We start from the raw sequence: 16,201 nt of genomic DNA on the forward strand, positions 1-16,201 counted from the left end.
ATAACGGGGCTTATGGCTGGACGAATTCCACGTGTATTTATTAGCGATCTGCTTGCCAGAACCGACATCGTCGATCTGATCGATGCGCGGGTAAAGCTGAAAAAGCAGGGCAAAAATTTTCACGCGTGCTGTCCGTTCCATAACGAAAAAACCCCCTCTTTCACCGTCAACGGTGAAAAACAGTTTTACCACTGCTTCGGCTGCGGGGCGCACGGCAATGCTATCGATTTCCTGATGAACTACGACAAGCTCGAGTTCGTGGAAACGGTCGAAGAGCTGGCCGCCATGCACAACCTCGAAGTGCCTTATGAAGCAGGCAACGGACCCAGCCAGATAGAGCGCCATCAACGGCAGAACCTCTACCAGTTACTGGATGGTCTGAATACGTTTTATCAACAGTCTCTGATGCAGCCCGCCGCCGACCCTGCGCGCCAGTACCTGGCAAAACGGGGGTTAAGCAGCGAGGTGATTACGCGCTTTGCCATCGGCTATGCTCCCCCAGGTTGGGATAACGTTTTAAAACGTTTTGGCGGCAATCAGGAAAACCGCCAGTCGCTTATTGATGCCGGCATGCTGGTCACCAACGATCAGGGACGCAGTTACGATCGCTTCCGCGAACGGGTAATGTTTCCCATCCGCGATAAGCGAGGCCGGGTGATTGGGTTTGGCGGACGGGTGCTGGGCGATGCCCTGCCTAAGTATCTCAACTCCCCGGAAACCGACATATTCCATAAAGGCCGTCAGCTGTATGGCCTGTATGAAGCGCAGCAGGACAACCCCGAACCACCGCGGTTGCTGGTTGTCGAAGGCTATATGGACGTCGTGGCGCTGGCGCAGTACGACATCAACTATGCTGTCGCCTCGCTGGGTACCTCGACCACGGCCGACCATATCCAGCTGCTGTTCCGGGTGACCAATAACGTCATCTGCTGCTACGACGGCGACCGGGCCGGCCGCGATGCCGCCTGGCGCGCGCTGGAGACGGCGCTGCCGTACATGACCGATGGTCGCCAGCTGCGCTTTATGTTTCTGCCTGACGGCGAAGACCCGGATACGCTGGTGCGTAAAGAGGGCAAAGCGGCGTTCGAGGCGCGGATGGAGCAGGCTCAGCCGCTCTCCACGTTCTTGTTTAACAGCCTGCTGCCGCAGGTCGACCTCAGCACGCCGGACGGGCGCGCGCAGCTGAGCACGCTGGCGCTGCCGCTGATAACCCAGGTGCCGGGCGAAACCCTGCGCATCTATTTGCGTCAGGAGCTGGGCAACAAGCTGGGCATTTTAGATGACGCCCAGCTTGAACGTTTAATGCCAAAACAGGCGGAAAATGGCGCGCCGCGCCCCGCACCACAGCTAAAACGCACGACCATGCGTATACTGATAGGACTGCTGGTGCAAAACCCGGATCTGGCGCCGTTAGTCCCACCGCTGGAAGGGCTGGACTCGCGCAAAATGCCGGGGCTGAGCCTGTTCGGCGAGCTGGTGAAAAGCTGTCTGGCGCAGCCTGGTCTGACAACCGGGCAACTTTTAGAGCAATATCGCGGCACAAAAGAGGCCGCAACCCTTGAAAAACTGTCGATGTGGGACGATATAGCAGATAAAGATATCGCTGAACAAACCTTCACCGACTCGCTCAACCATATGTTTGATTCACTGCTGGAACTGCGACAGGAAGAGTTGATAGCTCGCGATCGCACACACGGTTTAAGCAGTGAGGAACGCCGGGAGCTCTGGACCATCAGCCAGGAGCTGGCGAAGAAATAAATGACAGACTCAGTCATTCACGTTGCATTGATGCAGCAGCAGAACGCAGAGCAACGTGAAGGACACCGTATTTAACGGCTTAAGTGCCGAGTATCGATCGGGAAGCCCCCGACAGCCGCGCAGAGGCGCAGCGGCAATAATATAAGTACGCCCTCGCTTTAAATGTCGACAGCCCGCCTGCCGACACCAATCAAACGAATTAAGTGTGGATACCGTCTTATGGAGCAAAACCCGCAGTCACAGCTGAAGCTTCTTGTCCAACGTGGTAAGGAGCAAGGCTATCTGACCTATGCCGAGGTCAATGACCATCTGCCGGAAGATATCGTCGATTCCGATCAGATCGAAGACATCATCCAAATGATCAACGACATGGGCATTCAGGTGATGGAAGAAGCACCGGATGCCGATGATCTGATGCTTGCCGAAAACACCGCGGATGAAGATGCTGCCGAAGCCGCCGCGCAGGTGCTCTCCAGCGTGGAATCCGAAATCGGGCGCACGACCGACCCGGTGCGCATGTACATGCGTGAAATGGGTACCGTAGAGCTGCTGACCCGTGAAGGCGAAATCGACATCGCCAAACGCATCGAAGACGGCATCAACCAGGTGCAGTGCTCCGTTGCCGAATATCCGGAAGCGATCACCTACCTGCTTGAGCAGTACGACCGCGTTGAAGCGGAAGAAGCCCGTCTGTCCGATCTGATCACCGGTTTCGTCGATCCGAACGCCGAAGAAGATATGGCGCCGACCGCCACCCACGTTGGCTCCGAGCTGTCTCAGGAAGAGATGGATGACGACGAAGACGAAGACGAAGATGAAGACGCCGACGACAACAGCGATGACGACAACAGCATCGACCCTGAGCTGGCCCGTGAGAAGTTCGCCGAGCTGCGTACCCAGTACGAGCTGACGCGCGACACCATCAAAGCCAAAGGTCGTAGCCATGCCGCCGCCCAGGAAGAGATCCTGAAGCTGTCCGAAGTCTTCAAGCAGTTCCGCCTGGTGCCGAAGCAGTTCGATTACCTGGTCAACAGCATGCGCAGCATGATGGATCGCGTTCGTACTCAGGAACGTATCATCATGAAGCTGTGCGTTGAGCAGTGCAAAATGCCGAAGAAAAACTTCATCACCCTGTTCACCGGCAACGAAACCAGCGAAACCTGGTTCAACGCCGCGGTGGCGATGAACAAGCCGTGGTCCGAGAAGCTGCTGGAAGTGAAAGAAGACGTGCAGCGCGGCCTGCAGAAGCTGCAGCAGATCGAAGAAGAGACCGGCCTGACCATCGAGCAGGTGAAGGATATCAACCGTCGCATGTCCATCGGTGAAGCGAAAGCCCGCCGGGCGAAGAAAGAGATGGTGGAAGCGAACCTGCGTCTGGTTATCTCGATCGCCAAGAAATACACCAACCGCGGTCTGCAGTTCCTCGACCTGATTCAGGAAGGCAACATCGGTCTGATGAAAGCGGTTGATAAGTTCGAATACCGTCGCGGCTATAAGTTCTCGACCTACGCCACCTGGTGGATCCGTCAGGCCATTACCCGCTCCATCGCGGATCAGGCGCGCACCATCCGTATTCCGGTGCATATGATTGAGACCATCAACAAGCTCAACCGTATCTCCCGCCAGATGCTGCAGGAGATGGGCCGTGAACCGACCCCGGAAGAGCTGGCTGAGCGCATGCTGATGCCGGAAGACAAGATCCGTAAAGTGCTGAAGATCGCCAAAGAGCCTATCTCCATGGAAACGCCGATCGGCGACGATGAAGATTCGCATCTGGGGGATTTCATCGAGGATACCACCCTCGAGCTGCCGCTGGATTCCGCGACCACCGAGAGCCTGCGCGCGGCAACGCACGACGTGCTGGCCGGCCTTACCGCTCGTGAAGCGAAAGTCCTGCGTATGCGTTTCGGTATCGACATGAACACCGACCACACGCTGGAAGAAGTGGGTAAACAGTTCGACGTTACTCGCGAACGTATCCGTCAGATCGAAGCGAAGGCGCTGCGTAAACTGCGCCACCCGAGCCGTTCTGAAGTGCTGCGTAGCTTCCTCGACGATTAATCGTCGCGGGGCATCGTCTACAGCCTGTTAAAAAGCTCCCTGCGGGGAGCTTTTTTTATGGCGTTTCGCTGGTCGCTCGGGGAAAGTCGCCCCTCTCCGCTACTGGCCGCGGGTCGCCAGGGCATCATCCAGTTCACGATAGGCCGCCACCAGCTTATCGAGCGTCGCCCGGTTTAAGCCGCTGGGATTGGGCAGCACCCACACCTGGGTCGTGCCGATGGTCATGGCCTGTTTCCCCCACTTCGCGCCGCGCTGGTTAAAGGCCAGCTCGAAGGCCTGCTTGCCGAGCACCGCCAGCGCCTGCGGCTGATACTCCTCAATCTTCCTCACCAGCTCACGGCCGCCGCTGCGCAGCTCCTGCAGGGCGACCTCGCTGGCCTGCACCGTCGGACGCTCAACCAGCATGGTGATGCCGCAGCGCGTATCCAGCAGCTGCAGCTCCTCTTCCGGCCTGAGCTGTCGGTCGGTAAACCCGGCCTGATGGATGACTTTCCAGAAGCGATTGCCAGGATGGGCAAAATGAAAGCCGGTATGGGCGGAGGACTTCCCCGGGTTGATACCGCAAAAGACAACGCGCAGGCCCGGCGCAAGGATATCGCTAATCATGTTTTCTCCGGCTGTATGGCTAAAACATGATTATAAAGGATTGAAAATGCATTGTTTATAAAAACAGCAGCTGCGCGCTTTACGCTGGATTGCAACCGTCAGTTACTTTATAATCCCTCGCCACGGCCCCTTAGCTCAGTGGTTAGAGCAGGCGACTCATAATCGCTTGGTCGTTGGTTCAAACCCAACAGGGGCCACCAGATATCAAGGGCTTACGTGAAAACGTAGGCCCTTTTCCTTTTCCAGACGCCCCTGAAAAGAGCAAAGATCGGTTAGCCACCGGCCAAACCCGGACCTTCGCTTATGCCGGCAGGCGCCGAAGACGCCCGCCGGGTCTGCCGCAATGTATCAGCCCACCTCTCAGGAGGTCGGTAATGCCATCATGTGGTACTTATTGCCATTGAAGTGAAAGAAACCGACGTCCTCAAACTGGTTGCGGGTATGAAATGCATACGAGCGCGGGTTCAGCACATTGACAAAGGTAACGATGACGGGATAACGCGGTGCAAACACCTTGCGTTGATACTCAAGCAGCATCTCGCCTACGCCCTGGCCACGATACTCTTCTGCGACACAGATGGGGCCATACTGGTATGAGCTAACCGCATCCAGATTTTTTCCCTGGTAGTGATATTCATTGAGAATACTTGCCATGTATTTAAACATGGGCCAGGGGCTGAGAAATTCCCACGATCCACCAAGCAACAGGCCAATGACCTTGTCGCATGTACTATCAACCGCAATCACCACACCACTTTCGGCTGAACGCAGTTCATTTAACTGCTGCTCCGTCATATCGGTGGTGACAAATCCATTCGCCCGCTGCTCTCCCGCAAGATTTTTTGCGTGATAGCGCTCCAGCAGTTGTTTCACCTCTGGAATATCTGAGTCTTGCGCCAGCCGCACGACGATATTTTCATTGCCCATTGCCATTTCATACTCCTGTAAAATATTTTACTGAAAGCGTCACCATCATCGCACCCACGGTGACAAACAGAACTTTGCGGATAATTTCACCATTGGTTTTAATGGCATGCAGACTGCCAATATGATTACCAGCCAGGCTGGCAATAATCATCGGAATGCCGATTAAATAAGCCATCTTACCGGCAATCGCAAAGGCAACAAACGCCCCTATATTGGATGCAAAATTAAAGATTTTGCTGGTCGCGGATGCCTGCAGCAGTCCAAACTTATTAATAACCGTTAAGGCAATGATGAAAAGGCTACCGGTCCCAGGGCCAAAAAAACCATCATAAAAACCCACGATAAAACACACTACAAAGATTGCCAGAAAGTTAGTCCTGGCAGAGTCGTCTGCGGACTCTTTAATTTTTCCCTTAATCGTTGCTGCGAGTAAACCAACGGGTAATAGCACCACAATGACGATCGATAAGGTCTCCACAGGCAAAAGTAATATCACCTTCGCGCCCACATAGGCTCCCGCCAGGGCAGAAATTAATCCCGCAGGGATAACGCGCCAGATAACAGACTTATTTTTAACAAAGTTCTTAATGGCAGCGATGGTGCCTATAGTACTGACCAGTTTTTCCTGTCCCAGCGCAAGCTGAGGTGGTAGCCCTGTCAGGATAAAGGCTGGAATTAACACGAGTCCAGCACCGCCCGCAATCGCATCAATATAGCCCGCGATAAATGATGCAATAACCAGCAGGATCACCCCGAGAATAAGGTAATGAGCAATAACGCTTCCCTCAATGAACATTGAGTGATTAACTAAATCTGACATTTTTTGTTCCGTTATAGTGTGCGCAGGTGGTGGAGACAAAGTGAAGAATCGACAAGCTGCGTATCAGTTGGTCTGTGTTTCATAGCAAAAACCCGCAATAACCACCTGTCCGTGCCATCAAAACGAGGTTCAAAAGCATTTCTGGTATGCATTGTTCTTTGGTTTAAAAAAGTCACTGCATAGCCTGGCTCCAGCGGAACATTGAACCACAGGTCATGTTCCAGGGTGATAAATCGCATTTTTTCCAGCGCGGCTTCGGCTTCGAGAGTCATACCTTGAGTATTGTGCCAGTCAAATCGTGAATACCAGACACCGTTGTCGCTCACAATAATCGGCACCTTCTCAATACTGGATCCCTCTGTAAAGCTGGCTGGCCGTTTAATCCTGAAGGCGGGGCTGGCAAGAATAGCGATATCCTTATCAGAAAGCCCCTTCAGAATCTGATCCAGTTTTAACAGACTGGTGTGAACGCCTTCCTCTTTCCTGAGACACAACAAACTCAGAGTGTCAGGACAGCCGCCAAGTCGGTTAGACGGCGTCTCGCCGGTAATGTACAGATCGGGATTATCGACATGCGGGTAAAAGTCATACTTAGCCCCCTGAGAACTTATTTTCTCTTCTGCCTGGAGCATCGGGCAGACATGCCTTATAAGATGTCCGTTATTTTCGCCCTGATAGACGACGGGCCATAGGCCGGCCTGAAAATGTGCAGAAAGATAAGCGCCATGTAACTCTGCATTTTTTGACTCGACATAATCAGCATAAGAGGGAACAACGGGGGTTTGAGTGATTTCTTGTGCATCAAAGTGTGGCAATTTCCATATTACATAACAGTCCTCTTCAAGCCTTTTCCTGAATTCGTCTGTTGGTATGGGAAGCGCGTCTTTGATACGGTCGGCGATTGATAGAATAATTCCATTCTTCATAAACATACCCTGTCCTGAAGCTACCAGTATAATAAGATTTATTTCACTATTTCTCTGAATTGTTCATTCAGATATTTCCATTTCATTCTAAATAGTGCGGTTAATTTATAACGCAGGTTTATTAATCCCTTCAAGGTAGCGGATAAAATCCAGACGATCTTTCTATCTTTAGCGCTGACTACAAACCTTTAAATTTTAATCACATAATTTTTACAAAATATTATCCTGCGAGCCGTTAGCTGAATCAGTTCAGCTAAACGCTGTCAATGATTCATTAATAACAAATAGAAATAAGATATATCAATATTAGCAACGCTACTGGATACGACGTTTCTCAAGTCAGGTAGCGATGTGGGCAACTGCGCATTCCTATCCCTGCAGCCCTCAGGATCGTTCATGTCGAACGGCCCGACTTTACGGTAGCGTTCGATTGGTCGACCATCAGGGCGTGGCGCGATATCGGTATCCCCATAGACCGGTTGTGTTGTCAGGGATAAAAAACAGCGATTGCATAACTACCGTCTCCCTTGCGATGAGCATGGCCGCGATTGCATAAATGGCTAACGCAAGCGAGAAACGGCACGATGCAAATTTTTTAGTTAAGCTCATCCTTTTTCCCGGCGACATCTGGTCAACCCTGGCATGCATGACAAATGTTGGTGAATTGCTTATCCGCAATGACTGTGGCATAACACCAGTCCAGAATAGAAAGATGTCGTTTTTATATTGTTGGCGCCACATCGAGGATTTATTGATGCAATTAACGGTTCTGGTTGATAATAATACATTCATTGACAGGTACCTTATCGGTGAACCTGGTGTGTCTTATCTGATTGAGTATGATGGTCAAAAAATTCTTTTCGATACGGGATATTCAGATGTTTTCCTGCAAAATGCGCAAACGTTGAAAATAGATTTGACCAGTATCGATAGTATCGTGTTATCCCATGGCCATAACGATCATACCTGGGGACTCAATCATTTAACCCAATATTATGATCGACTCAACTTCACTCCCGAGAAAAAGATAAACTTAATCTGCCATCCAGATGCATTAAGCCCAAAGTATTTTGATGAAAAATCTATAGGGATAAACTACAGATTCGATAAAAATGATCTCTTCTTCAACAAAATTTGCAGCCAAAAACCTTATCCACTCACTGAAAACATCATCTTCCTTGGTCAAATACCAAGGGACAATAAATTCGAGATGCTGACACCGGTAGGCCAAACGGTGGATGAGAAAGGCGAAATCACTGATGATTACGTTATGGATGATTCTGCGCTGGCAATAAAAACAGAAGATGGACTGGTGGTAGTCACAGGTTGTTCTCACGCGGGAATAGCTAACATTATTGAATATGCGAAACAGGTTACCGGAGAACATCACATTGTTTCGGTCATTGGCGGGTTCCATTTGCAAAATGCTGATGAAGATCGCCTCACACAGACAGGGGATTACCTCAAAGCATTGTCCCCGGGCTCCGTCTATCCATGCCATTGTACCGATCTTGCGGCGAAGGTTAGCCTGGCGCGTTTTATCAAAATTAACGAGGTCGGCGTTGGATTAACGCTGAATTTTTCTGCCGCCGGGAAATAAATGTGAAAGCGCGCAGATGACAGCGCCTCTGGATGCCATCTGCGCCGGCGCCAACCCGACGCCAGCGAGCAAGGCCTGCGACGCCCTGTCGCAAAAAGCGGACCGCTGCCGATCCCCGGCGCAGGAATGGGCTGCTAACTGCACATTTAGTCACTTTTTCTGCCGCTTTATCGCGGTCGCTTAATTTAGCGACCGCACCTGCTGGTAGGAATTGAGCCGTTCACGCAGCGAAGTCAGCCAGGCATCTGGCTCCTGACGGCAGATTTCGGTGAGGATCGGCGTCAGCACCAGCTCGGCTTCATGGAAGTCGGTCCACTCCGGCGGCTGCAGGGAAAAAGGATCGTTCATCAGCCAGATCACCATCGGCGTCCAGGTGCGCGGATCCAGCTGCAGATAATCCTGACAGCGCATCATATCGCGCGTCCGCGCCTCAGCGGGCGAGGCGTCCTTTCCCACCGCGGCGCTACTCATTGCCACGAGTATTATTCCTGCCATTAGACGTTTCCAAACCCATTTTTGCCAAAGGGCGAGCTTCACTTTTGCCATTGTTATTATTTTACCTGCCAGTTGTCACCGGACGATATTCCCGGCAACTCACCTTAAAAAGAGCAGATTAATCGTTTGCATTTTTTTTAATACCAGACAGCGCTGAAGTAAGCGAACGCCTGTTCCTACAGCTGTCATCCAGATATGCAAATATATTCAGCGAGGGTTCGCCCAGAATATCTTCCCCGGGCGAAAACGATTTGTGTTACAATTGCGCCTTATTACGGCATCGATAAAAATAACCCCCGCCGCACCTGCACCAGACATCGCCCTTCTTTTTCATATCAGGATTTACGCCCCCATGAATGCGATAATCATTGACGATCATCCATTGGCACGTATCGCCATTCGCAACCTACTCGATACCAACGGTATTACCGTCGCGGCAGAGCTCGACAGCGGCGCTCATGCGGTGCAGGCCGCCGAAACGATGCAGCCTGACCTGCTGATCGTTGACGTCGATATTCCGGAGCTCAGCGGCATCGACGTTCTTGAGCAGCTGCGCAAACGCCGCTACCAGGGAAAAATTATCGTCATTTCCGCCAAAAATGAACGGTTCTACGGCAAACGCAGCGCCGACTGCGGGGCCAATGGTTTTGTGAGTAAAAAAGAGGGAATGAATAATATCCTCGCCGCGATCGAGGCGGCCAATAATGGCTACAGCTATTTCCCCTTTTCACTGGAGCGCTTCTGCACCCACGGCATCACCGATCAGGACCGGCTGGATACGCTGTCAACGCAGGAGATGAAAGTCTTCCGCTATATCCTCAGCGGCGTCGACTACACCACCATCGGCAGCAAAATGAATATCAGCAATAAGACGGTCAGCACCTATAAGGTCCGTCTGATGGATAAATTAGGCTGCAGCTCCCTGCTCGAGCTTTATGACTTTGCGCAACGCAATAAAATAGGGTGATGCCATGGTCGTTCGTCTTATTTTATCCCTGATTGTCGGACTGGCGCTAAGCCACTCCCCCGCCGCGTTTGCCATGAAGCAACTGGAGCTGAAAAGCCATGCCCACATTGCGGCAATCGACATTCCGCTTAACGATACGGAAAAGGTCTGGCTGGCCGCCCGGCCGACGCTGACCGTCGGCACCTGGCTACCTGAGATGACGCCCATCGTCTACGACAGCGACGAGGAGAGCTATCAGGGGATTAACGCCGACTATCTGGCGCTAATGGCGCACAGCCTCGGGTTGAAGGTGGTTATCCGCCAATATGACACCGAGCAGCAGGCGCTGGCCGCCCTGGACGACCGCCAGGTGGATACCCTGCTCACTCAGGTGGCGCACCGGGATGCGCTCGCCCCGGGACTGACGCACACCGCACCGCTGATCAAAACCTGGCCGACGCTGGTCACCTCGCTAAAATCCCCCCTGCCGCCGCTGACCACCGACCGCCGCGTCACGCTGGCCTGCACCCGCGATTGCGCCTTTTTCGATATCATTCAGCAGGCGTTTCCCAACGCCAAAATCACCCTTTACGATAGCGACTATCAGGCTCTCGCCTCGGTGGTCAGCGGCGAGAATCAGTATTTCATCGGCAATAACATCACCACCGGCCACTGCATCTCGAAATATTTCTCGCAATCGCTGGTCATCGCACACTATTTTCGTCAGCAGGAGCAGCACAACCGCTTTGTCACCCGCGAGGATCGACCGGCGCTGCACCAGCTCCTTGACCGTTTTATCCACGCTATCGACAGCGATACCGCGATGCGGATCATGCAAAACTGGCTCAACCGCGGCGATCTGTCATTTCTCAATACGCCGCTATCCTTTAGCGCCGAAGAGCAGCGCTGGCTACAGAAGCATCGTCGCGTCCGCCTGCTGGTCAACCCCTACTTTCCGCCTTTTACTCTGGTGGATGACGAGGACGAGCTGCGCGGCATTATGGCCGATATGCTGAATATTTTCTCGCTACAGACCGGGCTGCAGTTTGACCCCATCCTGGTACGCAACCGTCAGGATCTGGCGAAGCGGATGGAAAAAGAGGACTGGGCGATCATGCCCGCCGCGACCCTGACCCCGCAGCCGCAGGCCTACGTCACCCTCAGCGACCCGATGATTAACGTGGCTTTTGTGCTGGTCGCCCGCGGCAGCGCCCCCGACCCACATCTGCTGGCCCGCCCGGCGCGGATCGCCCTGCCAGTGGGGCCAATCGCCGCCCACGACCTGAAAGCGCGCTTTCCACAGGTTGACTGGGTGGAGACGGATAACGTTGGCGTCGCGATGAAGATGGTGGAGGAAGGCGAGGTGGATGCCGCGGTAGCGTCGGAGCTTTCCGCCCGCTATATGATCGACCACTATTATCCACAGGGTCTGCACTACGCCCGCATCGACGGACTCCCGGTCGCCGCCATTCGGCTGGCGATCCCGCGCGATGAGCCGGTGCTGGCCGCCATCCTCAGCAAAGCGCTGCAGGCCATTCCGCCGCGGGATATTCTGCAGATGACCGAGAAATGGTCGAAAATTTCCAGCCAGCAAATAGAGAACTGGAGCCAGTACAGCCGCCAGTTTTACCAGCTGATCGCCTTCGCGCTGGTGCTGATCGCCATCAGCCTCGGGTGGGGACTCTCCCTGTGCCGGGAAGTGCGCAAACGCAAAGACTCTCAGCAGCGGCTGGAGGAGGAGCTGGCGCAGAAGGAGGCCCTCTCCTGCGCCCTGGAGCGGGAAAAAGACAAAGCGATTCAGGCGACAAAAGCCAAGAGTCGCTTTCTGGCCAGCATGAGCCACGAGCTGCGCACGCCGGTAAGCGCCATCGTCGGCTTTCTGGAACTGCTGGCGAAACCGGAGCTGAACGTCGGTCAGCGTAAAGAGGCGATCGAGCTGGCGGGGTCGACGGCGCAAACCCTGCTGGGGCTGATCGGTAATATTCTCGATATCGACAAGATTGAGTCGGGAAAATACCAGATCACCCCGCAGTGGAGCGATGTCGCACAGGTCGTGTCGCAGCAGTGTCACACCTTCGGCGCGCTGGCGCAGCAAAAGGGGATCGCGCTCCACGACCATAACGCGCTACAGGAGGGGACCATGCTGTGGATCGACCCGCAGGCGCTGCGGCAAATCCTCAATAATCTCATCGGCAATGCGCTGAAGTTTACCACCGAGGGCGCGATTCAGGTCGACTGCCGGCTGACGCAAGCGGATGAGACGCAGGGGGAGCTGACCCTCATCATTAGCGACAGCGGCTGCGGGATCGGCGAAGAAGAGCAGACCACTCTCTTTCACCGTTATGCGCAGGCGCGCCAGGGGCGCAAACAGACCGGTTCCGGCCTGGGTCTGGTCATTTGCCAGGAGCTGGTCGCACTCATGCAGGGCCGACTGGAGATGGTTAGCCATCCTGGCGTGGGGACCACCTTCACCATCACCCTGCCAGTCAAGGTGAGTCGCTGCACCGTTCGCGCGCCGAAGGCGTTGCCGGCCAGGCAGCAGGCCTTGCCCGGGCTGTCGATATTGATAGCCGACGACCATCCCACCAACCGGCTGCTGCTCAAGCGCCAGCTCAGCACTATCGGCTATAGCGTCGATGAAGCCTGCGACGGTGAAGAGGCGGAGAATAAGCTCGCTGGCAAACATTACGATCTGCTGATCACGGACCTCAATATGCCGAAGAAAGATGGCCTGGCGCTGGCGGCGTCGCTACGTCGGCGCTACCCGGACCTGATGATTTGGGGGGTGACCGCCAGCGCGCTGCCGCAGTCGCGGGAGGCCTGTCTGGCCAGCGGCATGAATATGTGTCTGTTTAAGCCAGTGTCGGTTCAGACGCTGAGCCACGAGCTGAGCCGTTTAGCGGTGGGCCACGCATCGCCAAACGTCGCCCGACACCTGCGGCTCAGCGTGCTGACCGAAAATACCGGGGGAGACCAGGCGCTGATGACTGAGATGCTGGAGACGTTCCGCGATGCGTCGGCCGCGGATTTACAGGCTGCCGGACAGGCAATCGCCCGGCATGAGCCGCAGATCTTTCTGCGAGCGCTGCACCGTCTGCACGGTTCAGCGCAAATTCTGGGGATTACTGCGCTGCAAGCGCTGTGCGCCCCTTTTGAGGCGAAGCGGCCTGACTCGCTAACGCCGGCAAGCTGTCTGGAGGTGGTACAGCGCATCACCGGCGTCATGCGCGAGATCGATGGCGAAATCGACGCCCTGATCGGCCGCTAGCCGTTCCGGTCGGGCAGTCCGCCTGCCCGGCCGTTAAGGGGACATCCTTGTCAGTTTCTTCCTCTGCGCTCTCTCAGGGTGGAACAGGTATCAGTTGCCTGCCACCAGCATCTCGCTGTCCACCACGATGCCCTCTTCAGCGCCTTTCAGCACCAGATTCGCTTCGTAATATTTTCCAGCTTTCAGCAGGTCTTGCGCCTGCGCCACCGCCTTACGGGTCTGGTTGAGCGGCATCAGATACTGGTTCTCAATTACGCCAATACCGGCCAGACGGAGGGTATCGATAGCCCCTTTCTGATCGCCTTTCGCCAGTTTTTCGTTAGCGGATTTAATGGCACTCTCTTTTTCCGGCGTGGCTACATAGTCTTCAGACAGAGCGATAGAGGCGTTAATGACCACATAGCGATCGGCGATCATTTTAGCTTTAGCATCGGTTTTCACAAACTTCGCCCAGCTGGCGTCATCGGCGGCCAGCAGCGCGGCGGCGTCGTCAGTCAGTTTTTTCGCGCTATCCGGCTGGCCATGGAACAGCGCCAGACGGGCGAACTGGACGTCGCGCATCGCGTTCGCGCCCTGCACCGCCACCTGCAGCACATCGGCGGCTTCTTTCTGCACCTGCGCTGTGGCTGCCGCGGCTGGCGCTGCCGTCGCGCTATCTGCTGCCCACACCGGAGAGGTACCCATCATGGTTGCCAGCAGGCTCGCCAGAATGACTTTTTTCATCGTTAACTCCTGATTAAAATCGGTAAGCATCACCAAACGCAGCCAGCTTAAAAAATATCATGGGCATTGAGAATCAGAGCCCGGAAGGAATATTGCGGGCGTTGTCTGACAGCTGTCAGACAAGGCGTATAAAGTCACCTCAGCGCTCTTATTTACGCCTGCCGATAGCGCGGCCTACTATTTTCCTCAGACCTTTCTTTTGGCCCGCTGAATAAAGCATGACGCATTTTATTCAGCGTCAGGCCGGCAACCGGGATCTGCGGAGCAATTATGTTTATGTTTAGCCATTACACCTTAAATGCGTTTAACCCACGCGTCTTGATTCGATATAAACGGCATGCCGGCTTGATGGCCGCGCTGCTGTTTATCTGCGGGGCCTGTTGCCTGGCCTGGCCGCTGGTCGCCGGCTGGTATCTCGCCACGGTCACCGGCATGTTGTTGATGATCTGCGGCTTCTACTCACTGTACAGCCTGATCGTCTTCCGCCAGCAGCACTGGAAATCACGCCTGGTGGCGCTGATCTTCGCCATCGCCTGGATCGTGCTCGGCCTGAGCTTTGTCGTTAATCCTCTTAACGGCATGAGCAGCCTGGCCCTCTTATTCGGCTTTTTATTTGTTCTCGGCGGTATTTCCCGCATCGTCAACGGATGTCAAACCCGAAAACAAAGCGGCGCCGGCTGGAATATTTTTATCGGCCTGTTGGATTTACTTATCGCCTGCCTGTGGCTGGTCATGAATCCGCAGCAAAGCTGGATATTTATTACCGCCTTTATCGGCGTTGAAATGATATTTAGCGCCATCGGCTTGCTGGTCCTGCGCAATAAAATGAAGCACGCCCAGGCTTAAGCCCTATTTTGTCACTGGAGAAGAAAATGAATTTGCCTAAAGCACTCGTACTGACCGTAGCGGCCACCACATTCTGTCTGATGACCAGCCCGGCGTTCGCGGTTCTGGAAACCACACCGCAGAATATGACCTGTCAGGAGTTTATGGATATGAACCCAAAAAGCATGACCCCGGTGGCCTTCTGGGTGGTGAACCGCAACACCGACTTCAGCGGCGGGGACTACGTCGACTGGCATGAAGTCGAGACCGTTTCGGTGCCGAAAATGTTGCAGCAGTGCCACAAGAACCCCGCCGCCAAACTCGGCGAGCTCAATGCGGTCATCAAGAAATAACCCCGATCCCCGGCGACTCGCCGGGGGAAGTTAACCTCGTTGCCCGCCGAGATGCGGCGGGCCCCGTCTCACTCATCGCTAGCGCATTCGCACGGCAGATGGTGGCCGATAAGCTTGCGGTATAAAAACGCCCCCATAATCGCCCCCACCACCGGCGCCAGCAGCGGCACCCAAAAGTAGGGTATCGACTGCCCGCCGGTAAAGGCCATCGCGCCCCAGCCGGCCAGACTGGTAAACAGTTTAGGGCCAAAATCACGCGCCGGATTCAGCGCAAAGCCGGTTAGCGGCCCCATCGACGCGCCGATCACGGCGATCAGCAAGCCAATCAGCAACGGCGCCAGCGGCCCGCGCGGGATGCCATTGCCGTCGTCGGTCAGAGCCATGATCATCGCCATCAGGATCGCCGTGATGGTGGTCTCTACGGCAAACGCCTGCCAAAAGGTGATATGCGGATGCGGGTAGGTGGAAAAGACCCCGGCCAGGTTAAGGCTGGCGACGGTACCGCGAACGATATGCTGGCTCTGTTCAAGATCGAGAAACAGCTGACGATAGAGCCCGTACACCAGGGCGGCGGCGCAGAATGCCCCGGCCGTCTGGGCGACAATAAACGGCAGTACTTTACGGCGTTCAAAACAGGCGAACAGCCACAGGGCAATAGTGACGGCCGGATTAAGGTGCGCGCCGGAGACGCCAGCCGTCAGATAGATGGCCATGGCGACGCCGAGGCCCCAGATAATACTGATTTCCCACTGGCCAAAGCTGGCTCCGGCGACCCGCAGCGCAGCGACACAGCCCGTGCCGAAGAAAATGAGCAGTCCGGTGCCAAGAAACTCGGCCACGCACTGCCCGGTTAAGCTAGAAGTCTGGTTCATCATTGGCATCCTGAAATAGCA

General features: G+C 54.6%; 15 protein-coding genes and 1 tRNA gene. 9 read left to right on the plus strand and 7 right to left on the minus strand.

Annotation, left to right across the window (positions count from 1 at the left end):
- Positions 1–12 precede the first annotated feature (12 nt).
- Positions 13–1,758 carry a DNA primase gene (gene dnaG, locus ACOI7D_RS13910; RefSeq protein ID WP_017899733.1) on the plus strand — a complete coding sequence of 582 codons (1,746 nt, stop codon included), beginning with the start codon at positions 13–15 and terminating at the stop codon, positions 1,756–1,758.
- A 219-nt stretch (positions 1,759–1,977) separates the two neighbouring features.
- Positions 1,978–3,819 (plus strand): RNA polymerase sigma factor RpoD, encoded by a 1,842-nt coding sequence (gene rpoD / locus ACOI7D_RS13915; RefSeq protein WP_004174339.1) that lies wholly within the window; start codon positions 1,978–1,980, stop codon positions 3,817–3,819.
- 99 nt (positions 3,820–3,918) lie between these two features.
- Here the strand turns inward: rpoD and mug are convergent, their stop codons facing one another.
- Positions 3,919–4,425 carry a G/U mismatch-specific DNA glycosylase gene (mug, locus tag ACOI7D_RS13920; protein WP_002917636.1) on the minus strand — a complete coding sequence of 169 codons (507 nt, stop codon included), beginning with the start codon at positions 4,423–4,425 and terminating at the stop codon, positions 3,919–3,921.
- 124 nt (positions 4,426–4,549) lie between these two features.
- Between mug and ACOI7D_RS13925 the strand changes: the two genes are divergently transcribed.
- Positions 4,550–4,625: transfer RNA gene (locus ACOI7D_RS13925), tRNA-Ile, on the plus strand.
- 160 nt (positions 4,626–4,785) lie between these two features.
- Here ACOI7D_RS13925 and ACOI7D_RS13930 read toward each other — a convergent pair.
- From ACOI7D_RS13930 to ACOI7D_RS13940, 3 genes are read right to left on the minus strand one after another with little or no spacing between them, the layout of a single operon-like run.
- Positions 4,786–5,358 carry a GNAT family N-acetyltransferase gene (locus tag ACOI7D_RS13930; protein WP_064155335.1) on the minus strand — a complete coding sequence of 191 codons (573 nt, stop codon included), beginning with the start codon at positions 5,356–5,358 and terminating at the stop codon, positions 4,786–4,788.
- 1 nt (position 5,359) lies between these two features.
- Complete coding sequence (locus ACOI7D_RS13935) at positions 5,360–6,172, minus strand: sulfite exporter TauE/SafE family protein (RefSeq protein WP_224222703.1); 813 nt, start codon at positions 6,170–6,172, stop codon at positions 5,360–5,362.
- 11 nt (positions 6,173–6,183) lie between these two features.
- The gene (locus tag ACOI7D_RS13940) at positions 6,184–7,104 is read right to left on the minus strand and encodes a TauD/TfdA family dioxygenase (RefSeq protein ID WP_109546895.1); all 921 of its coding nucleotides are present in this window, start codon (positions 7,102–7,104) and stop codon (positions 6,184–6,186) included.
- 748 nt (positions 7,105–7,852) lie between these two features.
- On the opposite strand from ACOI7D_RS13940, the gene ACOI7D_RS13945 reads away from it, so the two are divergent.
- Positions 7,853–8,698 (plus strand): MBL fold metallo-hydrolase, encoded by an 846-nt coding sequence (locus ACOI7D_RS13945; protein ID WP_109547582.1) that lies wholly within the window; start codon positions 7,853–7,855, stop codon positions 8,696–8,698.
- 16 nt (positions 8,699–8,714) lie between these two features.
- Complete coding sequence (locus tag ACOI7D_RS13950) at positions 8,715–8,882, plus strand: hypothetical protein (RefSeq protein WP_156835173.1); 168 nt, start codon at positions 8,715–8,717, stop codon at positions 8,880–8,882.
- Here the strand turns inward: ACOI7D_RS13950 and ACOI7D_RS13955 are convergent.
- A complete protein-coding gene (locus ACOI7D_RS13955) occupies positions 8,879–9,244 on the minus strand; it encodes an HdeA/HdeB family chaperone (RefSeq protein WP_072096603.1) in 366 nt (121 codons plus the stop codon). The genes ACOI7D_RS13950 and ACOI7D_RS13955 overlap by 4 nt on opposite strands.
- Before the next feature lie 301 nt (positions 9,245–9,545).
- On the opposite strand from ACOI7D_RS13955, the gene evgA reads away from it, so the two are divergent.
- Complete coding sequence (evgA, locus tag ACOI7D_RS13960; protein ID WP_023291050.1) at positions 9,546–10,160, plus strand: acid-sensing system DNA-binding response regulator EvgA; 615 nt, start codon at positions 9,546–9,548, stop codon at positions 10,158–10,160.
- Positions 10,161–10,164: 4 nt separating this feature from the next.
- Entirely contained in the window at positions 10,165–13,407 is a 3,243-nt protein-coding gene (locus ACOI7D_RS13965) for an ATP-binding protein (RefSeq protein ID WP_109546894.1), read from the plus strand.
- Between the two features lie 90 nt (positions 13,408–13,497).
- On the opposite strand, the gene ACOI7D_RS13970 is transcribed toward ACOI7D_RS13965, so the two are convergent.
- Positions 13,498–14,160, minus strand: coding sequence for a YfdX family protein (locus tag ACOI7D_RS13970; protein WP_072096602.1), 663 nt, complete (start codon positions 14,158–14,160; stop codon positions 13,498–13,500).
- 240 nt (positions 14,161–14,400) lie between these two features.
- Between ACOI7D_RS13970 and ACOI7D_RS13975 the strand changes: the two genes are divergently transcribed.
- Both ACOI7D_RS13975 and hdeB read left to right on the plus strand, forming a co-directional pair.
- The gene (locus tag ACOI7D_RS13975; RefSeq protein WP_044524797.1) at positions 14,401–14,976 is read left to right on the plus strand and encodes an HdeD family acid-resistance protein; all 576 of its coding nucleotides are present in this window, start codon (positions 14,401–14,403) and stop codon (positions 14,974–14,976) included.
- Between the two features lie 26 nt (positions 14,977–15,002).
- On the plus strand, positions 15,003–15,308 hold the full coding sequence (hdeB, locus tag ACOI7D_RS13980) for an acid-activated periplasmic chaperone HdeB (RefSeq protein ID WP_023291054.1): 306 nt from the start codon (positions 15,003–15,005) through the stop codon (positions 15,306–15,308).
- A gap of 68 nt (positions 15,309–15,376) precedes the next feature.
- Here the strand turns inward: hdeB and ACOI7D_RS13985 are convergent, their stop codons facing one another.
- Positions 15,377–16,180 (minus strand): MIP/aquaporin family protein, encoded by an 804-nt coding sequence (locus ACOI7D_RS13985; protein ID WP_109547581.1) that lies wholly within the window; start codon positions 16,178–16,180, stop codon positions 15,377–15,379.
- Positions 16,181–16,201 lie beyond the last annotated feature (21 nt).

Source organism: Klebsiella sp. C360, from assembly GCF_048822415.1.
Taxonomy (GTDB): Bacteria; Pseudomonadota; Gammaproteobacteria; order Enterobacterales; family Enterobacteriaceae; genus Klebsiella; species Klebsiella quasipneumoniae.

Coding starts and splice junctions, on each gene's coding strand:
- dnaG (WP_017899733.1), top strand. CDS start 13: ATGGCTGGACGAATTCCACGTGTATTTATTAGCGATCTGCTTGCCAGA.
- rpoD (WP_004174339.1), top strand. CDS start 1,978: ATGGAGCAAAACCCGCAGTCACAGCTGAAGCTTCTTGTCCAACGTGGT.
- evgA (WP_023291050.1), top strand. CDS start 9,546: ATGAATGCGATAATCATTGACGATCATCCATTGGCACGTATCGCCATT.
- ACOI7D_RS13985 (WP_109547581.1), bottom strand. CDS start 16,180: ATGAACCAGACTTCTAGCTTAACCGGGCAGTGCGTGGCCGAGTTTCTT.
- hdeB (WP_023291054.1), top strand. CDS start 15,003: ATGAATTTGCCTAAAGCACTCGTACTGACCGTAGCGGCCACCACATTC.
- mug (WP_002917636.1), bottom strand. CDS start 4,425: ATGATTAGCGATATCCTTGCGCCGGGCCTGCGCGTTGTCTTTTGCGGT.
- ACOI7D_RS13950 (WP_156835173.1), top strand. CDS start 8,715: ATGACAGCGCCTCTGGATGCCATCTGCGCCGGCGCCAACCCGACGCCA.
- ACOI7D_RS13930 (WP_064155335.1), bottom strand. CDS start 5,358: ATGGCAATGGGCAATGAAAATATCGTCGTGCGGCTGGCGCAAGACTCA.
- ACOI7D_RS13940 (WP_109546895.1), bottom strand. CDS start 7,104: ATGTTTATGAAGAATGGAATTATTCTATCAATCGCCGACCGTATCAAA.
- ACOI7D_RS13970 (WP_072096602.1), bottom strand. CDS start 14,160: ATGCTTACCGATTTTAATCAGGAGTTAACGATGAAAAAAGTCATTCTG.
- ACOI7D_RS13965 (WP_109546894.1), top strand. CDS start 10,165: ATGGTCGTTCGTCTTATTTTATCCCTGATTGTCGGACTGGCGCTAAGC.
- ACOI7D_RS13945 (WP_109547582.1), top strand. CDS start 7,853: ATGCAATTAACGGTTCTGGTTGATAATAATACATTCATTGACAGGTAC.
- ACOI7D_RS13935 (WP_224222703.1), bottom strand. CDS start 6,172: ATGTCAGATTTAGTTAATCACTCAATGTTCATTGAGGGAAGCGTTATT.
- ACOI7D_RS13955 (WP_072096603.1), bottom strand. CDS start 9,244: ATGGCAAAAGTGAAGCTCGCCCTTTGGCAAAAATGGGTTTGGAAACGT.
- ACOI7D_RS13975 (WP_044524797.1), top strand. CDS start 14,401: ATGTTTATGTTTAGCCATTACACCTTAAATGCGTTTAACCCACGCGTC.